The sequence below is a fragment of the Xanthomonas euvesicatoria pv. euvesicatoria genome (assembly GCF_020880415.1).
Lineage (GTDB): Bacteria > Pseudomonadota > Gammaproteobacteria > Xanthomonadales > Xanthomonadaceae > Xanthomonas > Xanthomonas euvesicatoria.
The window spans coordinates 1-16,629 of sequence record NZ_JAJIUJ010000054.1 but is presented as its reverse complement, the minus strand read 5'-3'; the positions used below and the strand labels follow the sequence as shown (position 1 = coordinate 16,629).

10 protein-coding genes are annotated in these 16,629 nt (G+C 66.5%); 4 read left to right on the top strand and 6 right to left on the bottom strand.

All coding sequences use genetic code 11. The features are described from left to right. Nucleotides 1-69 precede the first annotated feature (69 nt). A complete protein-coding gene (gene xopV / locus LN450_RS10145) occupies nt 70-1,056 on the bottom strand; it encodes a XopV/AopV family type III secretion system effector (protein ID WP_011346283.1) in 987 nt (328 codons plus the stop codon). Between the two features lie 237 nt (nt 1,057-1,293). Between xopV and LN450_RS10140 the strand changes: the two genes are divergently transcribed. Next, nucleotides 1,294-2,205, top strand: coding sequence for a CorA family divalent cation transporter (locus tag LN450_RS10140; protein ID WP_014089285.1), 912 nt, complete (start codon nt 1,294-1,296; stop codon nt 2,203-2,205). Nucleotides 2,206-2,543: 338 nt separating this feature from the next. Here the strand turns inward: LN450_RS10140 and LN450_RS10135 are convergent, their stop codons facing one another. The 3 genes from LN450_RS10135 to LN450_RS10125 all read right to left on the bottom strand — a co-directional run bounded on the left by LN450_RS10135 (nt 2,544) and on the right by LN450_RS10125 (nt 6,381). Further along, the gene (locus LN450_RS10135; RefSeq protein WP_011346285.1) at nt 2,544-3,239 is read right to left on the bottom strand and encodes an AIM24 family protein; all 696 of its coding nucleotides are present in this window, start codon (nt 3,237-3,239) and stop codon (nt 2,544-2,546) included. Between the two features lie 425 nt (nt 3,240-3,664). Next, entirely contained in the window at nt 3,665-5,338 is a 1,674-nt protein-coding gene (treA, locus tag LN450_RS10130; protein ID WP_011346286.1) for an alpha,alpha-trehalase TreA, read from the bottom strand. A 272-nt stretch (nt 5,339-5,610) separates the two neighbouring features. Then, nucleotides 5,611-6,381 (bottom strand): DUF72 domain-containing protein, encoded by a 771-nt coding sequence (locus tag LN450_RS10125; protein ID WP_011346287.1) that lies wholly within the window; start codon nt 6,379-6,381, stop codon nt 5,611-5,613. A gap of 104 nt (nt 6,382-6,485) precedes the next feature. Here LN450_RS10125 and LN450_RS10120 point away from each other — a divergent pair, with 104 nt between their 5' ends. Beyond that, a complete protein-coding gene (locus tag LN450_RS10120; RefSeq protein ID WP_039417005.1) occupies nt 6,486-7,238 on the top strand; it encodes a DNA-formamidopyrimidine glycosylase family protein in 753 nt (250 codons plus the stop codon). Nucleotides 7,239-7,832: 594 nt separating this feature from the next. After that, on the top strand, nt 7,833-8,738 hold the full coding sequence (locus LN450_RS10115; protein WP_170808641.1) for a hypothetical protein: 906 nt from the start codon (nt 7,833-7,835) through the stop codon (nt 8,736-8,738). A 37-nt stretch (nt 8,739-8,775) separates the two neighbouring features. Here LN450_RS10115 and LN450_RS10110 read toward each other — a convergent pair whose 3' ends face one another. After that, nucleotides 8,776-9,705 carry a GAF domain-containing protein gene (locus LN450_RS10110; RefSeq protein ID WP_039416981.1) on the bottom strand — a complete coding sequence of 310 codons (930 nt, stop codon included), beginning with the start codon at nt 9,703-9,705 and terminating at the stop codon, nt 8,776-8,778. A 563-nt stretch (nt 9,706-10,268) separates the two neighbouring features. Continuing rightward, complete coding sequence (locus LN450_RS10105; protein WP_011346292.1) at nt 10,269-13,148, bottom strand: M16 family metallopeptidase; 2,880 nt, start codon at nt 13,146-13,148, stop codon at nt 10,269-10,271. A gap of 35 nt (nt 13,149-13,183) precedes the next feature. On the opposite strand from LN450_RS10105, the gene LN450_RS10100 reads away from it, so the two are divergent. Next, nucleotides 13,184-15,982 carry a PAS domain S-box protein gene (locus tag LN450_RS10100; protein ID WP_372499234.1) on the top strand — a complete coding sequence of 933 codons (2,799 nt, stop codon included), beginning with the start codon at nt 13,184-13,186 and terminating at the stop codon, nt 15,980-15,982. Nucleotides 15,983-16,629 lie beyond the last annotated feature (647 nt).

The window sequence follows — 16,629 nt, the reverse complement described above, 5'->3', positions numbered from 1 at the left end:
ATCGCGTGTGCAGCGTGCGGCGGTGACCGCACGCTGCGAGCCGTCATGACGATGCGCGTGGACGGTGGATCATTCACCGCTTGGGTCAGGATGCGCCGCTTCGCCTTTCTCTGCCGGGCTCGGTGACGCGATGGCCGCCCCGGCGGGCACACGCTGCAACGGAATCTGTTTCTTTGCTTTCCATTCCGGCGTGACCGGCAGACCGTAGTGCTGAAAGAGCTTGGCAACGTTTTCAAGATGGTCTGACGTTCGGTCGGCATATTCGCTGAATCGCCCCGAATCGTTATCGATACAGAGCTCGCCGTCCGTGTTGTAGTACAGGGTACCGCTGATGCGCGCTTCCGGTATGCGGCGATTTTCCTGCCAGGGGGTCTTGTTCCATGGTTGGCCGCCCACGAGGGTGACATGGCCGTGCGCGTATGGCTGTTTCTTCTTGCGCGCGTCCTTGCTTGTCATCGGCTCGTCCAGGACCACGCCAGGATGCCCTTCGCCGATGACCAAGCTGCCATTGCTGGCGATGTTCCATTTGTACTCCACCTTCTTGTCGCGCAGATCGTCCAGGCGCAGGCGCTGAGCCAGTGGCGTACTGGGCGGGACGTCAGTTGCAGTCTGTCCGCGGAACGTCGGGGTGCTCCTGATGCGATCGATGGTGTCCTCGCTCAGCCCAAGATCGTTGGATAGCTTGGCTGGATCGAGACGATGCAGCGTCTTCAGTGCCGGACCGGTCGAGACGAACAGGCGTGTTGGATTGATCTTGACGTGCTCGGGAGCCTCCGTTATTTCCTGAGCCTGGATCGGCGTCCGGTGGGTACCGTCTTTCAGATGCTTTCCGCGCGCAGGCTGGGTGCTGCCGAACAGCGTATCGAGATGGCTGCTCTCTGCGACGAACGCCGGCGATCGCCCCTTGGCTGATGCGCTTCGGCGCAGGCGGGGCAGCTCGCGAAGCTGGGAATGGACGCCGATTTGGATGTCGTCGCACACCGCTGGGGCATGTCGCGGATCCACATGACCGATAGGCTCGTGTAGCCCGCGAGACGCCGAGCCGGAGATCTTCATGCGCGTACTCCTAGAATGCGTGAGCGGAAAATGTAAGACAGCCAGAAACTGCATACCGCGCACAGCAGAATCGATGTGCGATTTGGCGAACGCTTTCGCTGCCTTGCAGAAACCGCACGGCGAATTGCAGGTGTGACCAGGGACGGCCGTCGTCGCCGTCGCCGATGGGCATGTGCCGGCGTTGACGCCATGGTGGACGCGGAGGATGCTTGGGCTCTTTCATCTCACCGTCGATGCATGATCACGATCCACCCGATTGCCGGAACCCAGCACACCCCAGGTTGCTGGGTCGACCTGTGCCAGCCAAGCCCGCAGGAGCTGGCGCAAGCCGCTGAGAAAGTGGGGTTTGCCTTGCCTGATCGTGCGGCGATCGGCGAAATCGAATTCAGCAGCCGGGTGCGTCGCCAGGGCGATGTGTTGTTTCTCAATGTGCCGCGTTTCCAGGACGAGGACGGCCCCACGGCGCCGTTGGGGTTTGCGCTGTCGCCCACCATGCTGGTGACCTTGCGCGAGCAGCGCATCGGCTCATTGGAGGCCCTGACGACGCGGCTGGAACACGAGCCCTGCCACAGCTCTGACGATTTGCTGCTACGCATGTTCGATCAACTGGTCGGGCGTCTGGCGGACCGGCTTGAGGGACTGGAAGCGGCGGTCACCGAAACCACGCGGCTGGTATTCGACAGCCCACACAAGACCAAGGGCCTGGAGCGCATGTTGCACCAGGTCGGCGACATGGGCCGCCAGCTTGGCGGCCTGCACAACGCAGGGCAAGGCATGCTGCGCCTGGTCACCTATCTGGATGGCGCCGCCCCGGACTGGTTCGGGGCCGATGCAGCCAAACGCATCACCCTGCTGCACAAGGACCTGACCACCTTGAGCGAATTCCAGCAGCACATGGACGACCGCATCGAGTTCCTGCTCGACAGCGTGCTGGGCATGATCAACATGGACCAGAACAACGTGATGAAGGTGATGGCGGTGGCGTCGGTCGTCGGCATTCCGCCTACCGTGCTGGTCGGCATCTGGGGCATGAACTTTTCTTACATGCCCGAACTCAAGGGGCACGACCATTACTTCTGGGCGCTGGGGATCATCGCGCTGAGCGTGGTGGTGCCGCTGGCGTGGTTTCGCAAGCGTGGCTGGGTGTGATGCATCAGCGGCCGTAAACCGTGGGAGCGCTGCTGGGCGCGCTATGGCGTGACCGGGAAGGCGCTCGCGCCCGGGGGCGCTCCTACAACGTGTCGTTAGCGCAATCATCTGTTGCGCGCGGTTTCCAGACTAGGCAATGCCGAGCTGGTGCAGTTCGGTCGCCCTGCAGCTCGCGGCAGAATGCGGGAAACCCGTAGGAGCGCCCCCGGGCGCGATGTGGGGTTACCGGGAAGGCCCTCGCGCCCAGGGGCGCTCCTACGGGGTTGGCCGGGAAACTGCCCGGGTGCATGGCGTGCAACCGGGCAATGTGCAGTGCTTACTGCTGTCGGGCGGCCTGGTCAGCCCTTGGCCTGGAAGCTCGCTTCTTCGTACGGCTGCACCACCACCCAGCCTTCGCCGGCAAAACGCATCTGCAGGCTTTCGCCCGAGCCGCGGCCGAACAGCGTGCCGATCGAGACGTCGGTGACCAGCTCGGGGGTCAGCGTGCCGGACCAGGCGACGGTGGCGTTGGGGTCGGTGAACACCGGACCGCTGGCGGCGGTGACCGGCAAGGTCAGCGGCTCGTAGTGCGAGGTGATCGCCACGATGCCGTGGCCGCTCAGGCGCACGTTGAACAGCCCACCGGAGAGCATGCCGGCCACTTTGCGCATCATGGTGATCTTGTGCTCGATGCCGGATTCGAACGCCAGCACGTCGTTGCCGTTGACGAAGATCGCCTCGCCGTTCAAGCGCAGCAGCGTGATCATCTTGCCGACATCGGCCAGATACACGCGGCCCTGGCCTTCGGCCTTCATCAACTGCATGCCTTCGCCGCTCACGGCTTTTTTCAGCAGATTGCCCAGGCCCTGTTCCAGCAGTCCCTCGCGGGTGAACTTGACGTTGCCGGTGCGCGCCACCATGGCGCCGGCCTTGGACCACACCATGCCGTCGAGGCGCACTTCCAGCAGATGCGGGTTTTCCAGTTCGAACGGATCGGGGCTGACGTCCTTTTCCTTGGAATGGGCGAGAAATTCGTTGAGCGTGCGTACGGCCATGGGTCCGTCCTGGAGTGAAAGAGTGCGCATGATACGCGGCCCTCTGCGGTGCAGTCGCGGGCCGGCGCCGGGAGCATAAGTGCTGCGCATCGCCGCACGCGATGACAGCGGCAATGTGGCGATCAGCAATCGCGCTCTAAGCTTGCGGGCGAACCAGGTGCGGATCGAAGAGCTGCGCTCCACGCGGCTGCGCACACCATCAGAGCGCGTCGCCGGTGCGCAGGATCGCCATGGTGGCCGTCTGCCACGGCTCGTGCGGGCAATGCCTCATTGCACGCCTGTTCGCGACGTGTTGCCAGCAAAGGCAGAGCGCGTCATGTCGCCGCGACGGCGGTGCTGCGCATCGGTGACGTGCACCGTCCGAGACCCGACGCCAATGATCCGACCCTGCCGCCGCCACGCACTGCGCGGCAGCGGCACCGCCCTCAGCGCGCGGCCGCCTCGGGCTTGCGCACGCGCTTGGCGGGTGCGGCTTTGGCATCCTTGCCCGGATACAGGTTCAGCAGCATCAAGGTGACGCCGTTGGTCCAGCCGAAGCCGTCCTGCAAGGCGTATTCGCCACCGCCGCCGCCGGCCGCATCGGTCTCCAGGCCGTACTTTTCGACCAGCTTGTGCTCGCGTGCGAACAGCGCCTGCACCTGGGCCAGAAAACGTTCGCCAATGGTGCGTGCCAGCGCGTCTTCGCCGTAGCGCCGCAGGCCATCCACGGCCACCCATTGCAGCGGCGCCCAGCCGTTGGGTTCGTCCCATTGCTGGCCGGTCTTCACTGCGGTGGTCGCCAGGCCGCCGGGGCGCAGCAGCGTTTTACGCACGGTGCTGGCGGTGCGCTTGGCGTGATCGTCCGAGGCCAGGCCGGCGAACAGCGGGTACAGCGCGGCGGCGGTGACCTGGTTGCTCAGCGTGCGCGTCTGCCAGTCGTAGTCGGCGTAGTAGCCGGCGGCATTCCACAGATGCGCGTCGATGGCCTGCTTGCGCTGTTGTGCAAGTGCGGCGTAATCGCGGGTGCACTCTGCGCCGGCTTGCGCGCAGGCCTGCGCCAGCGTGCGCTCGAGGTGGTAGAGCAGGCTGTTGAGGTCGATCGGGAGGATGGCCGTGGTGCGGATGGTGCGCAGGTTCTGGCCGTCGGCCAGCCAGCGGCTGGTGTAGTCCCAGCCACTTTCGGCGCCGGCACGCAGGTCGCGGTAGACCTCGGCGGCCGGGCGGTCTTTCACTTCTGCGGCGGTACGGGTGTCGTGCAGCCAGGCTTCCGGGCGCGGGGTGTCGCGCTCGTCCCAATAGCGGTTGAGCACGCTGCCGTCGGCCAGGCGCACCACGTGGCGCGCGGCCTGGCCGGGCTGCAGGTCATCGCTGCCCTGCATCCAGTAGGCGTATTCCTTCTGCAACTGCGGCAGGTAGCGCTGATACACCGCCTCGCCTTCCACGCCGGCCTGCAGCTCCACCATGTAGGAGAAGAACGGCGGCTGCGAGCGGCTGAGATAGTAGGTGCGGTTGCCGTTGGGAATATGCCCGTAGGTGTCGATCAGGTAGGCGAAGTTGTCCAGCATCTGGCGGCTGAGCGTGGTTTCGCCGCTCTTCACCAGGCCCAGCATGGTGAAGTAGGAATCCCAGTAATACACCTCGCGGAAGCGCCCGCCCGGCACCACATACGGATGCGGCAGCGCCAGCAGGCTGCTGTGCGGCGGCACGTGGTTCTGGCTGCGCACCAGCTTGGGCCACAGCAGGTCGATGTGCTCGCGCAGCGCGGTGTCCTGGCGGATCGCGTCGGTCTGCACCGGCGGCGATTCTTCGAAATTGGCATCCACGAACTTGCGCAGGTCGAAACCGGGGTGATCGTGCTGCGCCAGATAGTCGGCGTTGATCAGCGCCGGGTCGCGCAGCGGCAGGAAGTCGACAAAGTGCTTCTGGTCGTCGAACAGCTCACCGCGCTGCACGGCCTGGAACAGTTCCGGGTAGGCCAGGTCGGGCGTGGGTGGCGTGGGCGCCGGCGCATTGACGACCGGAGGGTCCAGCGGCGCGGCGGTCAGCGTGCCCGGCGCAACAAACATGCTCAGCGACAGGCCAAGCAGCGACGTGCAGCACGGGGGCGCGGCAGAACTCATGACATCTCCAGAACGGGCAGTGGCGTAGGGCATGGTAAACGACCGATGTGGCGGGCGGGACCGAGCGGGGTGCCGGCACGCCGACAGGCTTCGCACGGGGACGACTGGATTCAGCAAGCTGATCGGCGTGGCGCCGCAACGTGCGTCGGTCCAGGCATATCGGCGCGGCACTCAGGCAGCTTGAATGGTGGCGCGTCGGCCTCCCTGCAGCCTGGCTGCTGCAAGATGCGCGCCAGTGACGTGCCGGAAGACCGGCACCTGCCCGCGCTGCGCTAGCGCTCGTTCTTCAGCAGGCGCTGTAATTCCAGCGCATTGGAGGTGGCGCACCCGGCTGCGGTGTTGTCGAAGATCACCCAGCGTTCGGGCGGTGGCGGCGTGCTATCCGGGTGGCTGGCGCGCACCGTGGCGGCCAGCGCCTGCAGCGCGGTGTGCGCGTAGCTGCTGTAGTAGATACGCGGGGCGCCATGCCAGCGCCAGTAAAGCGGCGCAGCAGCCGGGCTCGGGAGGGAGGCCGCGGGCACCGGCGCCGGGTCGGCGGCGCAGCGTGCAATGCGATGGCGTGCCAGCAGCGCCTGCGCAGGTGCAGTGAACCAACTGGCGTGGCGTGGTTCGCAGACCACGCCACCGTCCCAGCGCCGGCGCAGCATCGTGAAAAACCGCGCGGCCACCGCGGCATCGAAGGCCGCGCTGGGCGGCAGTTGCAGCAGCAGGCAGCCCAGTCGTGTTCCCAACGCGCCGGCCTGCGCCAGGAAGGCATCCAGCAGCGGCCCGGTGCCGTGCAGGCGCGCGTCGTGGCTGATGCTGCGCGGCAGCTTGACCGAAAAACGAAAGTCCTCCGGTACGCTGTCGGCCCATCGTGCGTAGGTGCTGGCGCGATGCGGGCGATAGAACGAGGAATTGATTTCCACCGCGTCAAAACGCGTGGCGTAGCGCTGCAACACGCTGGCGCCCTCGCCGAACTGTGCACGGTCGGCGGCAGGAATCGACCAGCCCGCGCAACCACAACGCACACGTGCAATGGCACCGGATGGACGAGCTGGCATGGCAGGCAAGCGGAGGGTGGCAGCACTGTATGCATGCGCGTGCGTCAGGATGCCGTGTGCATCGCGATCACGGGCGAATCACGCAGCGCTTCGATACTGGGCGCATGCCAGAAGGTCCCTCACTTGTCATCCTGCGCGAAGATACCCAAGCGTTTGTCGGTCGCAAGATCGTGCGCGTGTCCGGCAACAGCAAGCAGGACATCGCCCGTCTGGACCAGCAAAAAGTGCTGGCACTGCGCAGCTGGGGCAAACACTTCCTGATCGAATTTGCGCACTTCAGCGTGCGCATCCATTTCCTGCTGTTCGGCAGCTACCGCATCAACGAAGACAAGCCCAACGCGGTGCCGCGCTTGGGCCTGGAATTTTCTAACGGCCAGCGGCTGAACTTTTATGCCTGCTCGGTGCAGTTCATCGAGCGCCCGCTGGACGAGGTCTACGACTGGACGGCGGATGTGATGAACCCGCTCTGGGACCCCGCGCAGGCACGCCGCAAATTACGCGCCGCGCCGGCACTGCTGGCGGCCGATGCACTGCTCGACCAGACCATCTTTGCCGGCGTGGGCAACATCATCAAGAACGAGGTGCTGCATCGTATCCGCGTGCATCCGGAAAGCACCGTGGGCGCGCTACCGGCGCGCAAGCTGGGCGAACTGGTCACCCAGGCACGCGACTACAGTTTCGACTTCTACACCTGGAAAAAAGCCTTCGTGCTGAAGAAGCATTATCAGGTGCACACCAAGACCAGTTGCCCGCGCGACGGCGCGCCTTTGCAGTACCGCAAGCATCTGGGCAAGGCCGGGCGTCGCGCGTTTTTCTGCGAGGTCTGCCAGCGCCTGTACCGCGCCGACGAGGCCTGAGCCGCGCCGCGCCGCGGCCGGGAAAGCGGCGGGCGGATCGGGTAAGGCCTGCCGACGGATTGCGGTCACTCAGCACCAGCCCGCACTGGCCGACACATGCGTGCGCCTGTCGTTGGCTTGCCAATGAGCGGACGGCGATGCGTCTTCGGTGGGAGCGCTGGCGTACCGGTGCAACAGCGTTCGGGCAGATGCACTGCGCGGTTGGACGTCGCCGGGTGCGCAGTTTTTCGCGGTGCTGGCGGTTGGCCTGCGCATCGCATGGCCGGCGATGTGCCTTGCCTGTTTTCGGATGTTGGTGTCGACAGCGCCGAGCCCGCTGTTTGGCCCGTGGCGCACTGGCAATTCGCTTGCGCAACCTGCCGCGCAATGTGAATGGCGGCTGGCCCTGCCTGGCCAAACAACGAATTCCAAACGCGCGCCGGCGCGGCGCCGGCTAGATTTGCGCGTCGCACACCAGGGTTCGCCGTGTGCGGCATCGGCACTCTCATCTCATCGGTCTCCCGCATTGTGATTACCCGCAGGAAGGAAGCGCTTGTCCCGCATGTCGCCGCTGTCGCATGCACGGGCGCCATCCTGTTCTTTCTTGCCTGCCTGTTGCTGTACATGCCGCCGCCGCGCGAAACCGCGCAACACGAGGACACGTTGCAGGTGTATTTCGTGCCGCGGCCGCAACAGACGCCGCCGGCACCGCAGCAACCGCCGCAGGAGCCCGAGCGCAAACCGCGCGTCGCATCGGCCGCGCGTGCGACGCCGCCGGCCACGCACACGCCGCCACCGCCGCGGCAGCCGGCCGCCGCCACTGCCCCTGCCAGCGATTCGATGTCCGTCCAGCTGTATACCCGTGACGGGCGCCTGCGCATGGCGCAGGTGGACCCCATGGCGCAGACCGGCAGTGCGGTGCCGCCGGGAATGGCCGACGAACGCGCGCAGGCCAAGGCACGCAAGATCATGGAGCGGGTCAACCCGGTGCAGTACCAGCAAACCCGCTTCGCCAAGGACTGGAAGAGCGATGGCACCCTGGGCGATGTGGCGGTGCAGGAAATGAATCGCGGCATGAAGAAGTTCAACGACATGCTCAACGGGCCGCAGACCCAGGTTGCCAAGGCGCGGCCGCCGCCGGATGTGCGCTTCAATCCCGCGCTTGCCGGCAATCAGGCCGAGATGGGCAGCGAGGCGACGGGCGATGCCTATAAATCGGCGCCGATTGCGCATGAAACGCTGCCCGACCTCAAGGGTGAAGCCAGCCGTCGCATCCGCGAGGCATTGGCGGCGCTGGAACAGCGCAGTGCGCGTTGCGATGCCTCCAGGCGCACATCGCTGTTGTCGCCGGTACGCACGCACCTGTCGGATCTGGAACGCGCCGAGCACGCCTTGAACAACGGCGCCGACCCGGTGATGGCCGCACAGATGTTGCCGCGTCAGGCCGACAGCGCCTACGACCTGGCCCGCCGCGCGCTGTGGTACGCCGATCGCCAGTTGAAGCAGTGCGCGCTGGGGTGAGGGTACGTCTGCGACGCAGCAGACCGGTTCGCAGGCCTCAGGCCAGACGCTGCCGGTAACGGTCCTTTTCTGCGCTCAGCGCGACCTCGGCACGTAGAAACACCTGGCCGATCGGCTCGTCCGGGGCAGTGGATTGCGCTTGGCCCAACAAGACGGTCAGGCCCAGCGCATGTTGTTGCTGGGCGATCTCGCGCAGGCGCTGCAAGGTGCGCTCGGCGTCGGGGCCGCGCAGCACGGCGATGAATTCCGCACTGTCGGTGACGCGGTCGATGCTGTTGCCTGGCCCCTGCACCAATGCCGCGAAGGCCTGGTCGAGCTGCTGCAGGTTGCGCCCGAGCAGACGTTCGCTCTGGCGCTCGGCCAGTGCGGCCAATTCCTGCACTTCCAGAATCACCAGGTGATAACCCGTGTCGGCAACGGCCTGGCTGGCGACCGGGACGACCGGCTGCAGGATGGCATCGCGCTCGAGTTGCAGCTCGCGCTTGCGCTCGTCGAGCAGGCGCATGGCCACCCGTGCAAGCGCCTGCAGGCCGGTGCGCTGCAACTCGGTGAGCGTGCGTGGCTCGGTGTCGAGCACGCAGACCGTGCCCAGTGCAACGCCTTCTTCGGTGACCAGCGGCATGCCGGCATAGAACCGCGCGCCGGTGTCGCCGGTGACCACCGAGATATCGGCAAACCGGCTGTCCTTGCGCAAGTCGGGTACTTCCATCAACTGATCGGGGCTGCGGATGGCGTGGTCGCACACTGCCTGGCTACGTTCGGTCTGCTGCAGGCCCAGCCCCAGCCGCGCCTTGAACCATTGGCGGTCGCGGTCCACCAGCGACATCAGCGCGATCGGTGTGTCGCACAGGGACGCGGCAACCTGCACGACGTCTTGATAGGTGTCCTCCGGCAGGCTGTCGACGATGCGATAGCCATCCAGGACGTGTTGGCGAGAGGATTCGTCAGCCACGGGCATGTCTTTCATCGAATAAGCCAGGCAAGCGCGAACGCGAAAGCCGCAAGCATACCGGCAGCGCCGGTAACGTGGCGTGGATGCCGCCCCGCGGAGCGCGCAGCGTGAGACACCAACACCGCATGCCGACAACGACCGCACGTGTCGTGGTTGCGTGCCGAGCGGGCAGGGCTGCCATGGCGCACTCGCTACAGGCGAGGTGTTCGACATGTGCTGGGTGTACCGCCCGCTCTGGCGAGGTTTCGCCCGGGCCGTCTGCAGCAAGATTGCACAGCGGCAGACGGGCCCACCCGGCAGTGGCGAGCCAATGCGATTGCTGCTTCAACAGCACAGCGCATGACAGGCACTCTGCCGTATCCCTGCTGCTGTCGAGCACGCCTGCAGGCCGCGATCTCAGGGCAGCGGTGCATGTGCCCCTGGTGCTGTCGCGCCACAGCCACGCGGGAACACCCGCGGTGGCGACGCTCGTTCGGGCAGCGACTGACGCGGCGGACAACCACACGCTGCATCACACATACCCCCTGCCGGCACCGGCCACGCTGCATGCAGCAGCGCAGCCGGTGCGGCAGGTGCGATCAGCGCTTGACCGGCTTGCCGTCCACGTCCAGCACCTGCACTTGGCCCAGCTTGAGTGCACGCACCGGGGCTTCGATCTTCTTCAGGTCGCCGACGATCACCCAGGTCATCGCCTCCGGCTTGATGATTTCCTTGATGGCCTTTTGCGCGGCCGGCTGGTCGATCGCTTCCAGGCGCGGCTTGAGCGTCTGCACGTAGTCGTCGGGGCGGTCGAACTGCACGATGCCTTCGATCGCACCGAGCACCGCACCGGTGGTTTCGAAGCTGCCGGGCAGGGCGCGGATGCGCTGGTTCTTGATCTTCTCGATTTCCTCGCTGGTCAGCGGCTTGTCGCCGATGATGGCGGTGGCTTCCTTGAAGATCTCGTTGGCCGATTCGGCGGTCTTGTCGGTCTGCACCGGTGCCGAGAACAGATAGGGCCGCTGGCCCTGCGCGTCCATCATGCGGGTGCCGGCGCCATAGGCCCAGCGCTTGTTCTCGCGCAGGTTCATGTTCAGGCGCGAGGTGAAGGTACCGCCGAAGGCGCCGTTGGCCACGCCGATCGCCAGGTTATCCGGCGCCTTGGTGGACGGAGCCAGCAAGCCGGCCAGGATCACCGATTGCGGTGCGTCCGGGCGGTTGATCAGGTACACGCGCGGCTTGGGCTGGGCGGCGACGTTGGCCAGGTTTTTCTTCGGCAATGCCGTGGTCGGGGCCTTCCAGTCGCCGAAGGTGGCATCGAGCTGGGGGATGATCTGCGCCAGCGTGGTATCGCCGGCCACCAGGATGCGCAGGTTGTCCGGGCGCAGCCACTGGCTGTGGAAATTCTGCAGATCCTGCGCGTTGAGGCTCTTGATCGCCGCCTCGGTGCCACTGCCGGTGAGCGGGATGCCGTACGGGTGCTGGTTGCCGAACAGCAACGGCGGCAGCGCCCGCAGCGCCAGGCTGTTGGGCTGGGTCTTTTCCTGGGCGATGCCGGACAGCCACTGGCCGCGGACGCGTTCGATGTCGGCGGCCTTGAATGCCGGGTTGCGCACGATGTCGGAGAACAGCTGCAGCGAGGGCTGCAGCTGGTCGTTGAGCGCATCCAGCGAAGCGCTGCAGCTGTCCAGATCGCAGCCGACCGCCGTGATCGCGCCCAGGCGCTGGCGGCGCTGCGCCACTTCCACCGAATCCAGCGCGGTGGTGCTCTCGTTCATCAGCGCGGCACTGAAGCTGGCGGTGCCGAGCTTGTGGCCCTGGTCGGCGGCGTAGCCGGCGTCGAACAGCAACTCCACCTGGGTGACCGGGATGGTGTGGCGTTCGGCCAGGATCACCTCGATGCCGTTCTTCAACTTGCCGCGCTGCAGCTTCGGAAAGCTCAGGTCCGGGAATCGATCGGTCTGCGGCACGCCCTTGCTGCGGTCCAGCGTGGAGGCGGTGACCTTGAACGTGCCTGCGGCCGGCAGCTTGGGCGCCGGCTTGCCGGGTTCTTCGCCACGTGCCACCACCGCCTTGTCTTCGGCGGCCGGGTCGAAGTCCTTGCCGGCCGGTAGCACGGTCAGCAGGTAATCGCCCTTGCCGAACCAGGTGGCCGAGGCCTGCTTGACGCTGTCGGCGGTGGCGGCCTGGGCGCGCTGCAAATCTTTCTTGTAGGCGCCGGGGTCGCCGCGATAGACCTGGCCCTCGGCCAGGATCACCGCCTTGCCGGTGAAGCCGCCGACCTTTTCCAGCCCGCGCACGAAGCCGGCGCGGTAGGCCACCTGCGCGCGCTGCAGTTCGTCGGCGGTGGGGCCCTGGGCGATGAACTTCTTGAGTTCTTCGTCGATGATTGCCTCGACCTTGGCCGGGTCCACGCCGTCCTTCACGTCGGCCTGGATCTGTACCTGGCTGGACAGCGCGAACGGCTGCACCGAGGCGGAGACGTCGTCGACCAGGTTGTCCTGATAGACCAGGCGCTGATACAGCCGCGAGGTCTTGCCGCCGCCGAGCACGGTGGTGGCCAGATCCAGCTGGATGAGGTCGTCGGTGCCCAGTTGCGGTGCGGCCCAGGTGCGGTAGATGCGCGGCTGCGAGACATGGTCGTGCTGCACGCCGCGCTTCTGCGCCGCCAGCGGGGTCACCCACGGCTGCTGGCGCGCCACCGGCTTGCCGGACGGGATATCGCCGAAGTACTGCAAGGCCTTGGCGCGCGCCTGCGCCACGGTGATGTCGCCGGCCAGTACCAGGGTGGTGTTGGCGGCGCCGTAGTTGTCGTTGAACCACTGTTTGACGTCGGCCAGCGAGGCCGCGTCCAGGTCTTCCATCGAGCCGATGGTGTCGTGCTGGTAGGGGTGGTTGGCCGGGAACAGGTTGGACAGGATGTTCTGGTCCACGCGGCCATACGGGCGGTTCTCGCCCTGGCGCTTTTCGTTCTGCACCACGCCGCGCTGGGTATCGAGTTCCTGCTGGCCGATCGCACCGAGCAGGTGGCCCATGCGGTCTGATTCCAGCCAAAGTGCGGTATCCAGCGCGGTGGTCGGCACGGTCTCGAAATAGTTGGTGCGGTCGAACCAGGTGGTGCCGTTCATGTCGGTGGTGCCGACCTTTTCCAGCGGCGCGAAGAAGCTGCCCTTGTTGTTTTCCGAGCCGGAGAACATCAGGTGCTCGAACAGGTGGGCAAAGCCGGTCTTGCCGGCCGGCTCGTCGCCGGAGCCGATGTGGTACCAGATGCTCACCGCCACCACCGGCGCCTTGTGGTCTTCGTGCACCACCACGGTCAGGCCGTTGGGCAGGGTGAAGCGGGTATAGGCGATATCGGGAATGGCGCTGCTGGCCGCGCTCTTGGACAGGCTGGCCGGGGCGGCAGCAACGGCGGGGGCAACGGAACCGGCAGCGACGCCAAGCACACCGGCGATCAACAGGGACAGCGGACGCAGCATGTGACACTCCAGGACAGGGCAATCGGCCGAGGGTAGTGGCTGCTTGGCGGCGGGGCAAATGCGGATCGGCAGGGGCCGGCCTGGCGGCTCACCGCGTTCGGTGCCGGGCAGGAGCCGGGCGCCGGCGCGTCGCTCGCGCGGCGCATTGCCACGGCACGACGGCCAGGCGAGCGCCAGCGCCACGACTCAAGTTGCTCGTCGCCTCGCCGTTACCTGGGGCGACCTATCCTGACCAGACGCCGCCTGCCGATCACGCCATGACCGTCCTGTTGCCGCCCGTGCCGATGCCCGTCGATGACGCCCTGCGCGTGGAGGCGGTGCGCCGGCTGGGCGTGCTGGACACCGAGGCCGAGGCCGAATTCGACGATATCGCCTGGCTGGCTGCACACGTCAGCGGCGCCACGATGGCGCTGGTGTCGCTGCTGGATGCCGACCGCCAGTGGTTCAAGGCGCGTTGCGGCACCGATCTGGAAGGCACCCCGCGCAGCGCCTCGTTTTGCGCCCACGCGATCATGGGCACCGAGTTGATGGAAGTGCCCGATGCCGAAGCCGACCCGCGCTTCGTCAACAACCCACTGGTGATCGCTGCCCCCGGCGTGCGCTCGTATGTCGGGGTGCCGTTGATCGGGCGCGAAGGCTACGCCTATGGCACCTTGTGCACGCTCAGCACCCAGCCGCGCATGCTCGAGGACAGCCAGAAGCAGGCCCTGGTCCGCCTGGCACGCCAGGCCGTCAACCAGTTGGAAGCGCGCCGCGACCGGCTGGACGCGCAGGCGCAGCGGCAGACCTTGAGCATGTTGCTGGAAGCCATGCCCGACGGTGTGGTGGCCTGCGGCACCGACGGCTTGCTGCGCGAGTTCAATCACGCCGCCCGGCAATGGCATGGCACCGACCCGCGCGTGCTGCCACCGGCGCAGTGGGCGCTGCATTTCGATCTGTACACCGCCGATGGCAACAGCCTGCTGCCCACCGAGGAAATCCCGCTGCTACGTGCCTGGCGTGGCGAACACGTGCGCAATGCCGAACTGGTCATTCGCGCCACCAACCAGCCGCCGCGCAGCGTGCTCTGCAATGCGGACCCGGTGGTCGGCGACAAGGGCACGGCGTTGGGCGCGGTGTGCGTGATGCACGACATCACCCAGCTCAAGGATGCCTCGGCCGCACTGGCCGGCGAACGCGCGCGCCTGCAGGCTCTGGTGGACGCCTCGCAGGACGTGGCCATCATGGCATTCGACGTGCAGGGCCGTCTGGAACTCTTCAATCCCGGCGCCGAGCGCCTGCTCGGTTACCGGGCCGAGGAGGTGCTGGGCACCTGCCCGGCGCAGTTCCATCTGCCGGCCGAACTGGAGCGGCACATGGCGACGCTGGCGTTGTCGCCCCCTTCGTACCTGAAACTGGCTGCGGCCGCGGCTGGCGATGTGCTGGCCGAAGAACTCTGGACGCTGGTACGCAAGGACGGCGATCTGCGTCGCGTGCGCCTGTGTTTCAACGTGATCCACGATGCGCAGCAGGGCCTGGCCGGGTATCTGGCGATGGCCATCGACGTCACTGCCGAATTGCAGGCGCAAGCGGCCGCGCAGCTGGCCGCCGAACGGTTCACCGGCGCATTCGAAACCGCGCCACAAGGCATGGCCATCGTGTCGCTGGAAGGTGAGTGGCGCGACGTCAATCCGGCGCTGTGCGGCATCCTGGGCTATTCGCGCGAGCAATTGCTGCGCACCACCTTCCAGCAGATCACCCATCCCGACGATCTGCAGATGGACCTGCAATTGGTCCAGGACCTGATCGACGGAAAACGCGACAGTTACAGCCTGGCCAAGCGCTACATCAGCCAGCACGGCGCGGTGATCTGGGCGCAGCTGTCGGTGTCGCTTGTGCGCGATAGCAGCGGTGCGCCGGTGCATTTCGTTTCGCAGATCCAGGACGTGACCGAGCGCCACGTGGCCGCCGAGCGGCTGGCCGAAAGCGAAGCGCGCCTGCGCGCGATCAGCGACGCCACGCCCACCCTGGTGGCCCAGTTCGATGCCGGGCAGCGCTACCTGTTCGCCAATGAAGCGCATCGCCACTGGCTCGGCGTGGAGCCTGCCAGCCTGGTCGGTCGCCACATTACCCAGGTACTGGGCGAAGACCTCAGCACCGCCGCGCGCGCTGCGCTGGCACAGGTGGTGGCCGGGCAGCGTGCCAGTTTCGAACATGTCCTGGGCGGCAGCACACCGCGCGATGTGGAAGTCACCCTGGTGCCCGAAACGCAGACTGCCACGCCCACGCAGGGCTTTTTCCTGATGGCGCACGATGTCACTGCGCACAAGACCCTGCACCGCCTGATGCACGAGCGCGCCACCCGCGATGCCTTGACTGGCCTGCCGAACCGGCACGCGTGGTCCGAAGCGCTGCAGGTGGCGGTTGCGCAGGCGCAACAGCAGCAACGCGCGGTGGCCGTGATGTTCCTGGACCTGGACGGCTTCAAACGCATTAACGATGTCCACGGACACCGTGCCGGCGATGCGGTGCTGGTGGCGTTCGGCAGCTGCCTGCAACGCGCGGCAGGCGAGCGCTATCTGGTGGCGCGTCTGGCCGGCGACGAATTCGTCGTGTTGCTGGACGGGTTGGAAGATGCGCAGGCCGAATGCGCCGCGGTGGCAGAGCGTATCCGCACGCTTGCCGCAGAAGGCGCCACGTTTGGCGATGAGCATCTGCCGATCCAGCCCAGCATCGGTGTGGCCTGGCAACACGGCGCACAAGCCGAGGCGTCCAGTTTGATGCATGCCGCTGACGAGGCGATGTATGCAGCCAAGCGCGCGCGGCAGCCAGAGGGGCAAGCGCCTCGATCTTAGGCGTGGCGTGGTGTGGGTGCGGGGCAGCTCATGCGCACTGCCGGAAACTGCGTACTTCTGCTGTTAGGTGCAAACCCAAACCGCAAAACGCAAACCGCAAATAGCCAGTGCCTGACTGCGTGACGGTGGGCATCGGATCGGCGCGGCAGCCAACGGTTGCCGGCGGCGTCAAGCGAGTGGGACGACGCAGAGCACACCGATGGCACACGCCAACGGGCTATCGCGTGGGACAGCCTCGCCGGGAAGACGCCGCGCCCGCGTCGCAAAAAGGCAACGATACGCGTCCGTGCCTGGGGAACGCTCGATAGAGCGCGTCGAGACCGACCCCGGCACGTTGCGCGCCGCGGTTGATGCTCAGGTGCCCGGTCAGTCGCTTTACAGCACCCCACCATCGCTTCGCGCAGGCTGGCGTGGTGGGGTCGGCCCACGATTGCGGCGAACCCTGATGCGGACGCACGGCAGATGGCGGTCTTCTTGTGCCGATCCCAAACCATCAGTCGCCGTGATTGCTGCACATGCCACCGACATCGCCTGCCGCACAGGCGCGAGCGCTCGTGTGCGTGGCAGGCGATATCGCTCACGCACGTCGCCTGTGCTCGTGCACAGCGTGCTTGGCGGCCGCCGGCTTCGTAGCGGCAAGCGCGTTC